Source organism: Enterobacter cloacae complex sp. 2024EL-00214, assembly GCF_043945575.1.
Lineage (GTDB): Bacteria > Pseudomonadota > Gammaproteobacteria > Enterobacterales > Enterobacteriaceae > Enterobacter > Enterobacter cloacae_P.
The window spans coordinates 74,572-90,907 of sequence record NZ_JBIMRC010000022.1; the positions used below are offsets into that span (position 1 = coordinate 74,572).

The 16,336-nt window shown below is 46.8% G+C and carries 19 protein-coding genes and 1 pseudogene; 13 read left to right on the plus strand and 7 right to left on the minus strand.

The window, feature by feature from the left end; translation table 11 throughout:
* Positions 1-22: 22 nt before the first annotated feature.
* Together ACHHZ6_RS20495 and ACHHZ6_RS20500 are read left to right on the plus strand one after the other, a co-directional pair.
* A complete protein-coding gene (locus tag ACHHZ6_RS20495; protein ID WP_016241550.1) occupies positions 23-448 on the plus strand; it encodes a hypothetical protein in 426 nt (141 codons plus the stop codon).
* A 153-nt stretch (positions 449-601) separates the two neighbouring features.
* Positions 602-1,321, plus strand: a complete 720-nt coding sequence (locus ACHHZ6_RS20500; RefSeq protein WP_007372337.1) for an HNH endonuclease signature motif containing protein — start codon at positions 602-604, stop codon at positions 1,319-1,321.
* Positions 1,322-2,849: 1,528 nt separating this feature from the next.
* On the opposite strand, the gene ACHHZ6_RS20505 is transcribed toward ACHHZ6_RS20500, so the two are convergent.
* Positions 2,850-3,968: a RepB family plasmid replication initiator protein gene (locus tag ACHHZ6_RS20505; protein ID WP_016241547.1), complete on the minus strand. Its 1,119-nt coding sequence runs from the start codon at positions 3,966-3,968 to the stop codon at positions 2,850-2,852.
* A gap of 925 nt (positions 3,969-4,893) precedes the next feature.
* On the opposite strand from ACHHZ6_RS20505, the gene ACHHZ6_RS20510 reads away from it, so the two are divergent.
* The 7 genes from ACHHZ6_RS20510 (at position 4,894) to ACHHZ6_RS20540 (ending at position 9,952) form a co-directional block, all read left to right on the plus strand.
* Positions 4,894-5,142, plus strand: a complete 249-nt coding sequence (locus ACHHZ6_RS20510; protein WP_016241546.1) for a hypothetical protein — start codon at positions 4,894-4,896, stop codon at positions 5,140-5,142.
* A gap of 572 nt (positions 5,143-5,714) precedes the next feature.
* Entirely contained in the window at positions 5,715-6,581 is an 867-nt protein-coding gene (locus ACHHZ6_RS20515; protein WP_008786567.1) for a RepB family plasmid replication initiator protein, read from the plus strand.
* A gap of 410 nt (positions 6,582-6,991) precedes the next feature.
* Entirely contained in the window at positions 6,992-7,477 is a 486-nt protein-coding gene (locus ACHHZ6_RS20520) for a hypothetical protein (protein ID WP_007372340.1), read from the plus strand.
* 87 nt (positions 7,478-7,564) lie between these two features.
* Positions 7,565-7,882 (plus strand): hypothetical protein, encoded by a 318-nt coding sequence (locus ACHHZ6_RS20525; protein ID WP_009651680.1) that lies wholly within the window; start codon positions 7,565-7,567, stop codon positions 7,880-7,882.
* A gap of 21 nt (positions 7,883-7,903) precedes the next feature.
* Positions 7,904-8,302 (plus strand): hypothetical protein, encoded by a 399-nt coding sequence (locus tag ACHHZ6_RS20530; protein WP_016241545.1) that lies wholly within the window; start codon positions 7,904-7,906, stop codon positions 8,300-8,302.
* Positions 8,303-8,473: 171 nt separating this feature from the next.
* A complete protein-coding gene (locus tag ACHHZ6_RS20535; RefSeq protein WP_223226822.1) occupies positions 8,474-8,848 on the plus strand; it encodes a hypothetical protein in 375 nt (124 codons plus the stop codon).
* A 180-nt stretch (positions 8,849-9,028) separates the two neighbouring features.
* The gene (locus ACHHZ6_RS20540; RefSeq protein WP_007372342.1) at positions 9,029-9,952 is read left to right on the plus strand and encodes a hypothetical protein; all 924 of its coding nucleotides are present in this window, start codon (positions 9,029-9,031) and stop codon (positions 9,950-9,952) included.
* 35 nt (positions 9,953-9,987) lie between these two features.
* Here ACHHZ6_RS20540 and ACHHZ6_RS20545 read toward each other — a convergent pair whose 3' ends face one another.
* The gene (locus ACHHZ6_RS20545) at positions 9,988-10,173 is read right to left on the minus strand and encodes a hypothetical protein (RefSeq protein ID WP_257273592.1); all 186 of its coding nucleotides are present in this window, start codon (positions 10,171-10,173) and stop codon (positions 9,988-9,990) included.
* Between the two features lie 420 nt (positions 10,174-10,593).
* Here ACHHZ6_RS20545 and ACHHZ6_RS20550 point away from each other — a divergent pair, with 420 nt between their 5' ends.
* A complete protein-coding gene (locus tag ACHHZ6_RS20550; protein ID WP_007372345.1) occupies positions 10,594-10,812 on the plus strand; it encodes a hypothetical protein in 219 nt (72 codons plus the stop codon).
* A gap of 211 nt (positions 10,813-11,023) precedes the next feature.
* Here the strand turns inward: ACHHZ6_RS20550 and ACHHZ6_RS20555 are convergent, their stop codons facing one another.
* Entirely contained in the window at positions 11,024-11,290 is a 267-nt protein-coding gene (locus ACHHZ6_RS20555; protein ID WP_016241542.1) for a hypothetical protein, read from the minus strand.
* 579 nt (positions 11,291-11,869) lie between these two features.
* On the opposite strand from ACHHZ6_RS20555, the gene ACHHZ6_RS20560 reads away from it, so the two are divergent.
* A complete protein-coding gene (locus tag ACHHZ6_RS20560) occupies positions 11,870-13,483 on the plus strand; it encodes an HNH endonuclease signature motif containing protein (protein WP_007372347.1) in 1,614 nt (537 codons plus the stop codon).
* 115 nt (positions 13,484-13,598) lie between these two features.
* Here the strand turns inward: ACHHZ6_RS20560 and ACHHZ6_RS20565 are convergent, their stop codons facing one another.
* The gene (locus ACHHZ6_RS20565) at positions 13,599-13,898 is read right to left on the minus strand and encodes a hypothetical protein (protein WP_024196077.1); all 300 of its coding nucleotides are present in this window, start codon (positions 13,896-13,898) and stop codon (positions 13,599-13,601) included.
* Between the two features lie 414 nt (positions 13,899-14,312).
* Between ACHHZ6_RS20565 and ACHHZ6_RS20570 the strand changes: the two genes are divergently transcribed.
* Complete coding sequence (locus ACHHZ6_RS20570; protein WP_032951190.1) at positions 14,313-14,519, plus strand: hypothetical protein; 207 nt, start codon at positions 14,313-14,315, stop codon at positions 14,517-14,519.
* A 100-nt stretch (positions 14,520-14,619) separates the two neighbouring features.
* Entirely contained in the window at positions 14,620-14,871 is a 252-nt protein-coding gene (locus ACHHZ6_RS20575; RefSeq protein WP_007372348.1) for a hypothetical protein, read from the plus strand.
* 36 nt (positions 14,872-14,907) lie between these two features.
* Here ACHHZ6_RS20575 and ACHHZ6_RS20580 read toward each other — a convergent pair whose 3' ends face one another.
* The 3 genes and pseudogenes from ACHHZ6_RS20580 to ACHHZ6_RS20590 form a co-directional block, all read right to left on the minus strand.
* Positions 14,908-15,405: a hypothetical protein gene (locus ACHHZ6_RS20580; protein WP_016241538.1), complete on the minus strand. Its 498-nt coding sequence runs from the start codon at positions 15,403-15,405 to the stop codon at positions 14,908-14,910.
* Positions 15,406-15,909: 504 nt separating this feature from the next.
* Positions 15,910-16,209, minus strand: a pseudogene (locus ACHHZ6_RS20585) (ATPase); the annotation flags it as partial.
* 17 nt (positions 16,210-16,226) lie between these two features.
* The coding region (locus ACHHZ6_RS20590; RefSeq protein WP_019725171.1) for an IS1 family transposase at positions 16,227-16,336 on the minus strand (110 nt) is incomplete at its 5' end.

The following is a 16,336-nucleotide window of genomic DNA, read 5'->3' on the forward strand; positions in this document are numbered from 1 at the left end:
CGATAATCTAACAGGAGCGGCTATGAAACTCGAAAACATTAACAAAGAGCAGCAGCTCTATGTTCTTAAATGTGGCTCTATTCTATCAAGCTACGGATTTGATCTCCTGCATACAAAAGCAACCGCCGTAGCTGACTGGATGGACGTTGAAGCACCAGTAGCTGCACTGGGTACAGAAGAACATTTTGAACAATGTGCAGAACTCATGCGGCGCGGGCAGGTATATGCTAACGCTTCCCGGAAATGCTGCCCCGGTAATCTTTCCCCCCAACTAATTGGGCTTGAAGGTTGTCGTGTTAGAGTCACTACCGATGACGGTGAGGAACGCTGTTTCTGGGTTGCAAAAACGACCGGATGGATGCCGGGTCACCTCGAAGTTCCACGCTCGAATACGGCTTATGGCCACCCTGCACAAGCGCATTACAAGTCAGTTCAGACTATTCGATAAGTCACCGGTGCTCCGATTTCGACATGATGCATACCAACCAGACTCACTACTGTTGTCATCGACAAGAATGACAACAGTAGTGAGTATCTATGGCTTATCCTCGGAAAACAGCCCATTATTCATGCCTCCCTCTTCCGGTATGGCATAGCTCACATGGCTTCAGATAAAAATCAAACCGATAAACTCGCCCGCGATATTAAAGACAAGGTTCTCGCCAGGCCTGCTGGCTCATCAGGAGAACCAGTGGAGTACCGGAGTGTCCATGAATTTATGACACTAACCCGCACGGGAACCCCTGCTGATGCCCGCCAGTTCCGGCTGGCTGTTAAAGCTAAGGGAATAGCTATCTGGCCTGATGATGACCCACGCGTAGGGCAGCAATTTGCACGTGACGGCATTCGCTGGGAAGTTCGTCTGAAGACCTTCCGGCCTGAGAGTCAGGATTCATTTGACGATGACCTGGATGAGAAAGTCTCACCAAAACGCTTTGGATATCGCCGGTACGGTGCGATGTCCCGTCCTGATCAGAAGAAATTCAGCGACAGGGTATACTTCAACTGCATGGAGCGGTGTGTCGTCACCGGTGTGAAGACAAAATGCAGGGGAGAAGCAGCACATCTGATTGAGCATCATAAAGCGGGCTCTGACCACTGGAGTAATGGCCTGTGGCTTCGGGCAGACATACATCGGTTATACGACAACGGCCTGTGTGTGATTAATCCCAGCACCCTGACAATCCATTTCCACCCCACTATCCTGGCTAAGGATGACGATCTCATCGCGTATGAAGCTCGGCCAATATTACCGACAAGAAAACCTGTAAACCCTGCCTGGTTAAAATCCCGGTGGGATGAACTTACCTGGCCGAAGTAAGCATCGTGTCTGACAACGGTAGTGAGGCCTAATCATTACCGTTGTCGTAGCAAACGGGCTTCAATGCTTGGCTCATTATCGTTGTCACCAGTCTGGTCAGCTCATAACTATTGCCATCGGCACTGAGATGCCGTCCTGCGCATCGAACTCACATCCATTGTCACTCGATTTTTGAATCTGCCGGGAGTGTAACCAGTGACAATGGTAATGATCACCTTCACATAATTAACGAACCGTTACTACTGGTAAGAGGGTGCATGGTCGACAACGGTAATGACAATTAAGGAAAGTACCTTTCTGTAATGACAACGGTAGTGACTTAATGGTTAACCCTTGTCTGGTTACCGGCAATCAAGTACAGGAACTATGACAATGGTAGTGAGTCATTACCATTGTTATGGCTCATCATACTATCCCTATATACAGCAAGTAGACGGCGTTGCTCACTACCATCGTCATTGGTTGCATGGGTAGCAGAATGTTAGATGACAACAGTAGTGATTCTGGTGCTTCACCATCCGCCTGGTGACAACGGTAATGAGTGATCGAGATCACTATCGTTGTCGCAGCGTTCGGTATGGCTACAACCGGCAAGTTGTGCCTCGACAATGGTTGTGATCCCGCACTCACTTGATTCGTCATCGCCGGAACGACCCCACTGAAATGTACTTGGAAACGATGACAATGGTAGAGACTTGAAAAAATCACATCCATTGTCATTGACCAATCAGGTTAGCTACGACAGCGGTTGGACTCATTTCCATTGTCACCGACAGGCCATGTATTCATACAACGACAACGACAGGGAGTGACGCGGTCACTACCACGGTCATTCATCCCGCCCCTCAAGTACGAGCAGACAGTACGGCGAGTGAATCCTTACCATAGCTACCTGAAAGGCCTGATTAACCTGGAATGCATATGACAACGGTAATGACCAACAGAACTCATTTCCGTTGTCATTGTGCTGGTGGAGCAGTAAGAACTTGGTCTGAATCATGAATGACAACGGTAGTGAGTATTCTTAGTCAATACAGTGGTCATTCAAATGCGCCGGGAGCAAATGACAGCGGTAGTGAGTCAAATCACTCATTACCGTTGTCATTGTGTCATGGGAATCAGCGATAAATCCGTACTGACGATGCCGACAATGGTAGTGAGCGGTATGAGGTCTTCTCCGAGAAGCTGCTCTGGAGAGTTGTCGATGATGACAACAGCAGTGAGCTGCCAAGACTCATTGCCGATGTCATGGTGTCATGGGTATCAGCGATTTGTCTGTACCGGCGATTCCGACAATGGTAGTGAGCGGTGTAAGACCTTCCCTGAGAAGCTGGTCTGGAGAGATGTCGATGATGACAACAGTAGTGAGCTATCTAGTCTCATTACCATTGTCATGAGTGGTCACCCCACAATGACAACAGTAGTGACCGCGTCACTCAATACCGTTGTCATTAAGCTAAACAGGATTCTCTGACGATGTGCAGGGAGGGAGGGTTCCAGGCCGTCATCTGACAGCCCGGAGGGAATGCTAGCTGGCGGGATTGTTCTTTTTCTGGCTTCTAAGGCTGCGAATGTAGTGAAGTTCTTCAGCTGTTAAGTCATGGATGGTTAACGTTTCATCCCCATCAATGGGCTCATCTGGTGGGCACAATTCACCTTCCAGTGGCTCACCATTATTTTTACCCGACGTGCCATTGTTCTCCTCATCAGCATCACCCTCGCCATCACCATCAGGTGGTGGTTGGATATTGTTCAGATTCAAATCAGGATCGCGTTTGTGGATCTGGAAATAAACCTTCCCATCTTTTTTTACTTCGGTGTACTGAAGGTAACCAATGGATGCCAGCTCCTCCAATGCCTTACGTACTGTGGCGTTCTGGCTGTTGGCACGGGTCTTAAGATTTAATCGGTTCTTAAGTCTCGTTAAGGAGATCGGGATTGGATTTGGTGGAAGTGACTCAATGAACGTGTAAAGCGCCTGTGCGCTCTCTTTTTTCGCCAGTTCCTTGATAGCCTTCAGCTGCATCAAAACCTTGTGGTCGTACTGATACAACTCGAATATCTTAGGGTCTATCTGTAGCTCTACCTGATCAGAGTCCGGGTCAAGCAAGGCAGACTGCACCAGGTGCGTCGTATACACCTTTGACGAGTGGGTGCTGGTGAAGGACAACATCACGGATGCCAGCCTGCGTAACGACGCGTCGATACGCTTACGGGATGCGGTAGAGGAACGATAATTTTCAGGGTTACAGAGCTTCAGAAACTCAGTAAATTTGAGGCTGATCTTATCGTTATCAATCGGATGGTTAGCTAGCGTTCGGATGATTCCCATCCACGTTTTGAAGTCAACAGACATATCGAGGCGCTGACCCACGATCGAGATATTGGTGAAACCCTCGCTCTCCATCAAAGAAAGTGTCTGTAGTTCTTTCGTGGCATCAAAGCCAACAGTTTTGTATTCACGACTCTGACGGCCAACGCTTTTTGGTGATGGCACAAACAACCCAAGGCGCATGAGCGCGATAGACTGAACCGTCCTGCTGCTATTAGGACGTAAAATAATTTCTTTACCTGTCTCTCTCTCTGTTACAGAGAAAGCCCTGGTAACCATCTGGCCTTGCTGCTCAGAATCTTTCTCATTGGTCATAGTGGTTTATCGACTGTATTAATCAACAGATTATTGAATACTATCGCCCAAAGCCCTCAGTGTCACTTAAGGGATCTCTGCGACGATCTCAGATTGTGCATAAGTCCAGGCTAAAAAAACGCCACGACTAAATATAAAACTCTGAAATTCACATAAAAACAAATACATACGTAGTTTATCAACAAAGGATCAATTCCGGTGAAAAAGATCCTTTAAAAAATCACTACCATTGTCGCCGCAATCACTACCGTTGTCAAAAAACTCACTACTACCGTTAAAAAACTCACTACCAATGTCAAAATAATCACTACCGTTGTCACCGATTGGCTTCCAGGCCTTGTGCCGTCTGGCTTCCGAGCTGCGGGGATCTCTTGTGATCTATGGGAACTCGTAAGGTACTAATTATTGGAACTACCTTGTGGAAAATGGGGATAAATTCTCTCTTCGAGTTAAATCAACATCGAATAGCTAAATTGTCGAAAATATGTACGGGCATGAAAGGAAAATGCGTATAGAAAACAGTGGATAAGATTTTAATAATTTTGTTTCATCATACAGGTGATAGATGGTATCTATATGAATTATAATAGAAATATACTCAAAACTCTTTAAGAGTTATACCTTCAGATCACACAATAAAACTCACTACCATTGTCACAAATACTCACTACTAACGTCGAAATAGTCACTACCAATGTCATTTTAATCATTACCAATGTCAAAAAAGTCATTACCATTGTCATAAAATGCCCTTGAGCCCAGTAACCATGCGGCTTGCAGCGTACAGGGATCTCTTTTGTACTCCGTTGCACCTTTGGGATCTCTTTATTGGAACTGTCCTGTGGAAAAGTATCTTTTTTGCCTTCGTCAGCTACTGACTCGGTGCTTTACTGATTGTGTAAACAAAACGATAAGAGGCACTCACATGTACGCAACTGCAAAAGAAATTATCGCAAAGCTGCAAAAAATGAACCCTGACGAAAAGGTGCTAGTCCGTGTCTGGTACAAGTCTGATGTTCAGGAGTTAGCAATAGACCGAAACATGCCGCAGGTTTCAGCTAGCGAAGCTGAGTCGACCTTAGCGTTGATAGACCGAACTCACGATGGTGATATCGGTATCAACTGGGATGTTGTTCAGAGTGGTATTGAGACAGTTCGTAGTGGCCAAATTTAAGCAACCGAGTAACAAGGACGTGACTCAACTAATCCACATATCCACCGGGTAGATCAACAGATCGATCCAGATTAAGACCAAATAGAACCAAAAAGATCCCCGCTCCCGCAAACCCGCAGCTGGTAAGCTCTGAAGACCTGCCCCGGTGGGGTTGAGAGGGAAAAAAGTGAGCTCTGAAGGGCTGTCGGTGGGGTTAGCCTGGTAGCTGGTGGTGTTCAAAGGGAATAACGGTGGGATTGGAAGGGGAAAGGAACTTAATTATCAACATCTGCTGTGCTAATGAAAACATCAAATAAAAACATAATCATACGTAACAAATCTCAAAAATAGGTGATCGGTATTCATTTTTTGTCCACACTGGCAGCAGATCAAAAATTTGATGTCAACGACATTTATCCGATTCATCTCTGAAATAACGTATTGATTTAGTACAAATAAAAACCAATACCCGATAAATGGGGACTAAATGACCCCTATTTCTCATGATCAATAAAAATCACCGTGATACATTCGCCCGGACTGGGCATTCCAAGATACCCGGAAAATAACAATAAAACTGGGGGATCCACACGATGAACTCGAATGAAGTTCTTCTTTTCAAGGACGCTATTCCCGACTTCAATCAGCCGTCGACTGGAAAGCTGACGGTGACAAAAAATTCATCAGTACAACCTGTATCACTGCTCCGCCTGGGCGTTTTTACTCCCAGTTGCCGAACAGAGGCAACGGTCACGCTAAACGTGACGGAAGCGCTATCCAGTCTGGAAATTGCAAAACAGGAAGGGTACACGGACATAAAGATCACCGGCCCGATGCTGAATTATTTCCAGGACTTCCGGTGCTGGACAGCAATCGTCCATTCCTTCAGCGTATCGCCTGATGCGCTGAAAGGTAACCGGATTAAAATGCCCTTTAGTGAATTTGCCAAACTCTGCGGCTACCCATCAAAACGCTACAGCACGAAACTGCGCAATGAGATAGCCGATTCGTTGACGAAGATTCGCTCAAAAAGCATTCGGTTTGAGAAGAACCCGGGGATCACCAAGTTCAAAGTAGCCGGGTTGCTGAAAGAGGCGGAATTTGATGGTGAAAGTGATTACATCATCCTGGAAGCCGACGAACGACTCTGGGATTTGTACCGTTCAGATCATCTTACTCTGTTGCGGAAGAAACCCCTGGAGCTACTTACCAGGAATGAAACGGCTCAGGCGCTCTATACATTTTTTGAAGCGCTACCTCAACATCCAGCCCCGATCACCTTTGACAGACTTCGACAGCGTTTACTGCTCAATGGGCGCATTGCCGAACAGAACCGGAAAATGCGAACTGCTCTCGATGTGCTTGCCAGCATCGGTTACCTGAAATTTTACTACCTGGTGGACACCAGCGTACCCACCATTCAGATCACGGATCGGAATCCCAAACTAACAGGTTCCTGATGTTTGAAACGTCTTTTTGCCCGGTTCCGGGAATGTGCTGTCTCATTCCCACCGGTCAAAAACACTAAGTTGACGTTTCCCTCTCAAACCCACCCGTGATTTTGTAGTCGCTAAAGGATAAATAGTCCCATTTACATCTGAAAAGCTGATGGGGCGCGTCAGGCCTCTATTGAATACAACTTGTATTACCATGAAAAATAAAGAAAATAACACTCCTCTTTATAATTACTGCTGTTCGCCTAATCCCAAAAAGATACTTTTTTAATCTGCACAGTTTTTATCGCCGGTGGGAACGAGAGGGAAGGGGAAAATATACCCGGTGGGATTGAGAGGGAAGGCCTGTAGAAAACAACCCGACAATCTTTTGTCGGCTGGAATGACCAGGGTAAATTAAGTTCTGGAGGATAGTTATGACTTCGACATTTGGTAAGCAGCTGAAGCTTTATGCAGACCGGCAAACGGGCGCAAAACGTACTGCTCTTGATTTTCAATATGTGGTTTCGCCTGGTAAGGATGCGTTTCCCACGGTGAACATCACTATGGCTCCGATTGCTGATGGCGCAAAAGAAGCCCAATGGGAGCTTAAGCGCGTCATCCAGCTGAATCGCTATGAATTAACTCAATGTTGCGCGGTATTGTTCGGGCTGGAAAAGGAGATGAGGGCAAACTTTCACGGAACCGATAAAAACAAAGGTTTTACGCTCATCAACAATGGTGCATCCGGCTGCGGGATAAACTTTTCTCATGGTGGGGATATGCTGACGCATATGTTGAACCATGCCCAAAGAATGGAAGTAGGGGCATTTATTCTGAAACGGCAGGCGGATGCGTGGGATATGAGTGTCAGTGACGTTCTTGCACTTTTGCGTCAGTCCGTGGCCATCAAACGGGCATAAGATCACGAAGCAGGTTCAAGAACAGGCTTACCGTACAACAATTTTCAAATCCAAACTGACCCTACTTAACTTCAACTGGAAGGCGCTATGACAGAACATCAGCAGAATAGAAATGTTTGTGAAGTCGGGTTAGCCTGTGAAGCCATGACGATTGATCCCAAAACCATTCAGTCAGCAGTAATGCGTAAAGAAGCCACGCAAGTTGTTATTCCTCACTTTAAGGGGGTTTGTCCTGCTTTTGTCGAATGGGCTGAACAATGCTTACCTGGCGATAAACTTCCTCGTGGGAAATTTTTTAGGTCACGAGAATGGATGCGTCAGTTCACCACTTGCCAGATAAACTACAAGACAGATCATCCAGATGAAGGAAAGTATGGATGGCTTTTTGAAGGAACCAAATATTGAAAAGTTAAGGAGATATGATTAATGCTAATTTATGCCGCAGATCTGATTTTACCCTTAAAAATTCTGCTGGTGGTATTTGTCGTGACTATCATAGGCGCTACCATCGGGTTGAAATTTGTACGCTCCGAAAACAAGATCGTTTGCATGTGGCTCGTGCCAATAGGCTGTCTTGGGGGAATTTTTGCATTGATGATGTTTCCATCAATTACCACAAATGATTTGTTGCTCGGCAAGAGATGGTCGGAAGATTGTCGCGTGGTCGAAAAATACGAACGCCACGCTTTTGAAGCACCGACGAACCGGCTGATTTGTTCGGGGGTTGATGAGCATGTTAATTCAGAAAGTTATGCGGTATTAACGAAAGCTTACCGGGAGCGGGGGGGAGAACTTATTTCGGGATCCCATAGTGTTGAAAACTAGCCTTCAAATCTAATGCTACGGAGTTTTCATGAATAATAATCACAATGTTTTTCCTTGCAATGAATTGGGTATGGGTGATTCCAAATCGGAATTGGAAAGACTCCTTGAATTATGTGAATCCACTCCGCAAACAGGCGAGCCTAACCCCCAGATAGCTAATATGCAAGCATTTTGGAATCGATAACTGGTGGCTCATCTCATATCACTGGCTTCAATTTTTGCTCTCATATTCTTAATGGCCGTAAATTTTCCACACTCAACGATGCAGAGATAAAACAGCTAACATCTCTTCGCAATGAGGGGCGAAAAGACGGTTTTGTGGTCAGAATTCAACCTGTTGATGTAACCCCTGAACTTCAGCTTGAAAGGTATCTTGCGTCAAGTTGGGAAAGCGAAATCGAGATTTATAAACGCGTACCGTCGATTGTCGTGATCTGTAAAATCTCAGGTCTGTCTGCATTGGCAGGCTCGGGGAACAAAATGTTTTTAAATATGGATTACTTAAGTTGCGGAACTGAAACTGATGATCAGGATTGCCAGGATTAAGTCACTGATTGGCGGTTGCAACGAGCTTTGGGTTTGTTAGACTGGCCTGACATACCTTCCCCCATCGCGGGGTGCGTTGTCGGAGTATCAAAATATTGTTTTCCCCTATGCGGGGTTTAATTAGTGAGTAGCGACTGCCCGGGTTAGCGCCTGACCCGTGTCAGACTTCTGAAGGATATTTTGATATTAACCGTCCAGCTGGACGGTTTTTTTTCGTCTGTTTTTAATTTGGATAGTGGTATGGGTAGAAAAAAACAATCAAACCGCAGTGTATCAGCGCCAGCTGTTGATGCTGAAAAAGAAATTATCGACCCGAGATGGAACATCTTTTTCTTTGCGGCAATTGACCGACCGTGGGTGCTTAACCCGCATCTTTTTTACGCTGAACAAGCGCAGGAACGTTTGCTGTCGCAGTTCAGTGATGTGGAGATCAGGAGTGAAGCGACAAAGAAAGGCGAGTCATTTATAGAGTCAGCTGGAGACTGGTTCAATCCTGATTACCACGACGAAAGTGACGTATACGAGAATATTGAACAGATTGAAGCTTGCCACTGGGTTGCGTTGCGGGAAATGAAGGTCACGGTCACGCTTTCCCTGACCGCTGGGATGTACCACCAGTTTGACAAGGCATTACGAGATCTGCTTATCCGGGAGGCCAGAAGCTGGCGGTGGCTCGACATGGTTGTGATATCAGATTTGATCTGGAACCTCAGTTTTCCGAGGCTTATGGATTTGATGGAATGGCTGGGTATTGAAGTACGAAACATGCCATGTTTCCCGTTAATCAGTGCATGTCATCAGGTTGTCAACGTTTATAAACATGGAGATGGTGATGCCCACCAGAAACTGGTTAATGCTCACCCGGAGTACTACTCAGTATGGCAATGCGAAGGTTATCCGCAAGAGAGACCAGCTCGCCACGAAGAACTTGAAGTTTCCGAGGAACAGTTTAGAGAATTTGCCGAGGCGATAACGGTGTTCTGGAAGAGTCTGCCGGAAGGACTATCTTATTCGGGGATGGGAAAAGAGCCTAAGTGGTTTGGCAAGGCTTATGAAAAAGTGAAGTGCGACAAAGAAAAACGCGAGCGTAAAGCGGAAGAATAGTGGGGCACTCTAGCCCCACCGAAACAAAAGGAGAGTCAGACAGCCGGTGACGGTTGCCAGCCTGATTGAGTCTGGATCCATTTGCCTACGGAAATCATGTCGTAACCACCGTTCCCGTAGGACGACTTCACTTCTTCTATTTCGACTGGAACCGCCAGCTCGATGGGGCGGAACCAGCCATCATCACCGACTGTATACCGGCCTTCATGTTCCTTGCTCATTTCGCAGACCCGGCTGGGTGGAAGCCAGAAACCTTCATTTGCTCTTTCGGATGCGATACGAATAGCTTCATCCACGGAAGCGACTTCCCGGATGTGTTCGTTATGCGCGTTTGACATTTTGATCAGAAATGACTTCATAGAACCATTTTCCTCAGCTTAGGCCGGTAACGTTAATCGTCGGGGCGGTCGGTAATATTCCGGCGATAGTGTCCTCATATTGTACTCTGGCATGATGCATAACAGAAATTTGAGAGCGCGGGATTGAGAGGCGAAGTAGTTTGATGATAATCGCTGCGGGTGTACTATCAGCCTGATTCCTGGACTGAAGCCGAACGTCCAGCCGTGGTAAAACTGGTGAACGATGTTAACCTGGCATCGAGATATCGAGACCGTAACCATCTGACTGAATAAGGAGCTTTTATGCCGAATGGGAGAGTGATTTTTAACAAAAGAGGCCGATGGGACTGGCTTGATAGCGGTTGTGATATAGATGAGGATGAATTAAAGCAGGAAGAGTGGTTTGTTGGCGATATGTATTATCCGCCAGACTTTGAATACGATACGTCAATGCATGATCACCAGATTACAGAGTGGTTGTCTAAACCTGAAGAGCTGGTGCGGTATGAGCGAGGGCGTTAACTCAATTTGCTTATCTGAACTGGCTACATGATCTTTCAGCGTGGCCATTTCGGTTCTTCACATTTCCCTGACTCCCTCCTGACAGAACCGACTATTTCATCCATGAACCGCAAGAGCGGTAACTAAATGCCATATCGTGTGGCAGAGTGGTTTGCTCCAGTACCCGTCAAAATAGTCCAACATACAAAAACAGGGTAGCCTGCCCCGGGCTTCACCCGGGCCAGGCTACCCGGAGTCGAACCGTTAACCCGGAGTCGTGGGTGAGTAACGTCGAGTGCCCGCCTGAATTCCGTGCGGCCACCAGCATTGGCTTCACCTTTTTCCGACCGACACTTTCGTGCTGGTTTGCGGCCGCATCTTCGCCGGGCCGGAACACCCTGCATTTTGTGCCGGTGGCCATCACCGGTATTAGGATAAAGGGAAGAATATCGGTGATGGATTCCGGGATAATCGCCGGGAAAACCCGGGCAGAATTCACGTAAATCACCCTCTATTAGTCCAACATACAAATAAACTTCCCCTTTCTGCCCCTGCGCTTCGCTTGGGGCAGAAAGGGGAGCCGTACCTGAAACCTCCGTGTCGTTTTCAGGATCGGGCCCGTGCCCGGGGTAACCATTCTGCCCGGGCCCACCATTTTAAAAAGAAACCGCCGTGCCCGGTCTGGCCATTTCCCCCGCCTGCGGCAACCGGGCCGTGCCGGTCTTTCCGTCCGGTTCCTGCAAACCCCACATAGGGACTCCGGTCGCTGGATGAGCCATGCGAGAAAATATGAGAAAAAGAGAGAAAAAAAGAGAAAAAAAAGAGGGGCCGGGGGCGCGAGGGTTTCAGTGGGTATAAAGGTCAAGGGCGCTTTGCAGGGTGGACGCGGGGGTGTTGACCCTGATCGCATTTGTATGTTGGACTAATTTTGCATATATGAAGACAAGAAAAGACGCGCTGCCGACAGAGCAGGTATACTCTCGCCATCAAATGTGCGGCCAGCGGCGGGGGATAGGTAACGACCGCAGGCCTCCGCGACCGGTATCAATGATGATGATGCCCTGCCAGGTAAAGAGTAGTGACGACGAAAGTGAAGGTGAAGAAAACCCGGGCCGAACGTAAGCAGCATAGCCGGGACATGCAGGCCAAACATGAAGCGGAAAAAAAGGCCGCTAACCTGCGTAATATTCTAAAGAGAGACATTCTGGCCACGCTGGGTATCCCTAAAAATCACGGTGGGCGGGCAGCTCTTTCTACATTCATCACCGAGCACTTACTGAAGGGTGAGAGTCAGGTTCAGATTGTTGCCATGCTAACCGGCAGCGAATTGATGAAGCGGGCACAGCTTGCCGAAATCGAGCGCCTGAAGAAGATCACGGAACTGGCCAATCAAACCCGCAGAAACGAGATCACCAACCGGGCGTTTGAGCGCCTGGGTATCACAACCCGGCATCCAATGGGCGATTTAGTGCTGAGCATGGTGCGCGAACTGGCAAACCAGAATTTAAATACCGGTGAGATAGTAGAACGCCTGAATGATAACGAAACCGTACTGGAATCGCGCCGCCTGCACAAAGAGAAGCGAGCGGATCTTGAACGTCAGATTGATGAAGGTATTGCCGAGCGCAAAAAGACCCGTGTTGATATGCGGGAAGTGCTCGCCTACATGGCCCAGAAGAACGGTACAACGTATACGCCTCCCGCAGACACCTGGCGATCTCCTGAACATCCGAATGGCGATTCACCGACCCGGCATAATGGAAAAATCAGAGAGAGCCGTCTGACCGGCGCTGAAAGCACCCAGAAAGAAAACCCACGTCAGTACGGTTTGCCCAACCTGAAAACCAGTAGCGCTTCCATCAACAAGGCCGGAATGAGTGAGGCCATTAAGCTGGTGGGCGGACGTGTGACGGAATTTCGCACCTATCTTTATGAGCATCGCGATACGGGACTACGCGCTGATGTGCTGGCTCGCCGGTTTATGGCTGAGTCAATGCAAGGCAAAAAGATGGTTGACCCTGTGCCGGTCAATGAACCAGATAATCTCCCGGCTCCCACACACGAACCTGCCAAACGTAAATGGACGAAGGAAGAAAAGCAGGAAGCGCGTGACCGTGCGCTGGCCGCAGCAAGCCAGGTCGGAAAGCTTAAAGAAGCGGAAACCAACGGCATTACGCACGATGTAGTGCGAGAATCGCAGCCAGCACCCCAGCCAGCCCTGATCTCCGTCGAAGTTGAACAATCCCGCGTCTCCATGCAGGAACCGTCTGTTGCGCCCCTGGCGCACCCTAAACGTGAAGGCTCTACAACCTGCGTGGTGACCAGGCCGGATCAGGCTGATTTCGCTGCTACCGTCCGTCGAAACTGTAACGACCGCTGCGTGATTACAGGAGCAAGCTTACGCCGCAGGACAGAGGCCGCACACCTGGTAGAGCATAGTGCTGGTGGTCTGGATCACTGGAGTAATGGCTTGCTGCTTCGTATCGATCTGCACCGGCTGTTTGACGACAACGTCCTTGCCATTTGCCCGGAGACGTTGACCGTCCACGTTGACCCTGTCGCGCAGGCCGAAGATCCCGATTTGCAGCAATACGATGGCCATGTGATTACCGGGCTTTGCCGTCCGATAGACCCGGCGAATCTCGTCATGCGCTGGGAGCGTTATCAGCGCCGGTTAGAACTGACCAAGTAAAACCGGTAATCCATCAGGTGCGAATCGTGGGAATGCGCCAGCTCGGTAACCCCACGTCACCGGATTGAACCATCACAAAAAAGGAGCCCACCGGGCTCCCCAAAAACGAATTGTTTTATTGTTCCTGCTTAGTTCTACGTAGGTACTCTTCAGCCTTTATCTTTATTTGCACGAGTTCAGCGTAAAACTCACGTTCCATTTGGTATGTTGGCATCTGAGTATAATACTCTTCCACCTGTGGCCAAATTCGCTGAAGTTCTGCATATAAATCATGGAGAGCTCTATCTGCCCAAGATGACGATTGGTAGGATTCAAGCTTTCTGATAGTGGCGCTAAGATGTACTAAACGCGCCACTAATACTTTAGTGTTTACGTATTGTGTTACGGTTCTATCCATGTGGTTTAAGTTACTCATATTATTCCCTAATGAGGTGCTCGCAGAATTACGAGGCAGAGATAACATAACCTTAAAACCTACATACGTGTAGCCCAATCATTACTTTATAGCTAAAAATGCCAGATTTACTCTATGGCCCCCAATCCCTACAGACCTACAGCAGATCTCGTCCACATAGGTCAGTTCCAGCGCAAACTATGGGATCTGAATGTTTGTCGAACGAAAACTTACGGTAGTGAAGTAATTGCCTGAAACATTGTAAATAACTTGCATAGAAAACGCCCTCAAAACAGCGTCCTTTTTTTATCGAAGTTTCAACGGTTCTGGTAGAGTTGTTTTCTGACAGATTTTATTATTAACGTGAGTGGACGCGTCTGGCGAATAAGCTGGTGCAACTTCCCGAAGCCCTCCAAACACCAGGAGACTTAATTTATGGAACTATCAACAATTTCTGAAGCGTTGATTGGTGGTTTAGTTGGTGGCACTATCGCAGCAGGTTCCATCCGGGTATTATTCATTCCAGAAAAGTTTGAGTGGATATTGTTAGCCTGTGTTGTCCTTGCCACTGTTGTTACCTTTTTCTTTGGCCACTCTATACCAAATCCATTTATGATGATAAGCAACATGTATAGTTATTGAATATATAAGACCGTGCTCGTTAGACGTGCTCTGATTGATTTCCATATATGTTTCAAAAGCTTCGGGCCAGTTTTTTCTGTGTTAGATAGGATAACAGAATATGATGACACTTCTTTTTTCGATTTACTGTTCCCTGGTCATTATCGCGGGCGCTTTCTTTAGCTGGTTTCAACGTGAAACTATCGCTACCCGCTGCATTCTTTTTGGCGGACTGGTGATAGTAGCAGCGATCAAGCTAACAACGGATTTTACGACTGTCGCTGTTTCCACGGTTCTGATTGAGGGATTTTTGCTAACGGCTTATGTTATTGCTGTCCGTTTTATTCAGTGCATTGTAAACAGGGCTGCATAAACAACCCGGACAGAATGCCCATCTATTTATATCAGGCTAATCTACGTGTGACATTTCAATCGCTGCGCGAGCTTCAATGCCCTTCGATAGCAACAAGTTTGCAATGCGCTCTGCCAGGTCTTGATTGGCGCAATGAAAGCGAATAGGCAACTTTTCATGTTTCTCACTATCGATGTAGAACATTACAGAATTGATACTGTATAGCGATGCATATGAAGGACGAGGTTCTATCATCAAATTCAATTCTGGAATAGAAGCTAAAAGTTTAGACATATAATCATCCAGCAGTTCAATACAAACTGGCCGGATAGTTAATAAAGCGGGATTTTCCTCCGAACTAGTCCATTGTCGTGCCTGTAATCTCAAAATATTGAGAAGGTGCAACGATTCATAAGGAATTGTCTTTCCCGTCCGTTCACCCAGGATAACGGATTCCAATGTGTTAATTCGGGATGATAGTCTTCTTATCTTCCGCAACTGATAGATGCTAAGTGTTAATGTTATCACAAATAAAACACCCAAAATAATTGCCATATTTATATCCCATTCGGTTTATTCGTATTATGCCGTGAATATCGATACTCCAGCTATAGGTGTTCGGGACATCCTCTACGCCGGTAGTATCTGCAAAAACTTGTTATTCCATCATATAGTGCATCTCTGAAAACACCTTTTTCGGGTGATACAGCCTTTCATTACTCGGTTCCCCTTTTATGCTGCTACCTGCCTATCAGGTGGTTAGTATGCTTACCAGCCACTTTTTACTATATTGTCCGTTTTGTTAACTGATTTGTTAATGCTTCCATTTGACAGGTCTGGAAAGATACTTTTCTGATTTTAGGGGTTTGAGGGCCAACGATGTAAAAAACCACGTTAATAGGTTAACCTATTGTTTTATTTTAATTATTAGGTGCTGCATTTACAGCTACTCCAATGATCATGGGGCTGATGGTCGATGGAACGCAATACCAAGTAGATTGATTGCATAAAGTTCCTTCAATTCCGATCTGCCCTCCCGTTTTCACATCCTACTTCAGTTCAATTTTGTTGCCATTCCTTTACAACAGCTTCCCAATTGGCCGTTCTCTCGACCAATTTCCCATCAGCATCCTTTCTTGTCCAAACATCCCAGAAATCAGGGTCATCAGAATGGGGTTGCTGCTCTTTCGTCAAATTTTTCATTTTAACTAAGACAGGAAGTTCAGATGCCCAGCCCATCAGTATTGCATGTTGAGATGGCAATGAAGGCAATTCACGGAGTAATCCTCGCAAATTGTCGGGTACCATTTTATGAACTTGCTCCTGATCTTTGTCATTGCTAATTCGATGCAGAAGAAAAGGGTAATGACTCCAACTTATTGATAGTGTTTTATGTTCAGATAATGCCCGATGACTTTGTCATGCAGCTCCACCGATTTTGAGAACGACAGCGACTTCCGTCCCAGCCGTGCCAGGTGCTGCCTCA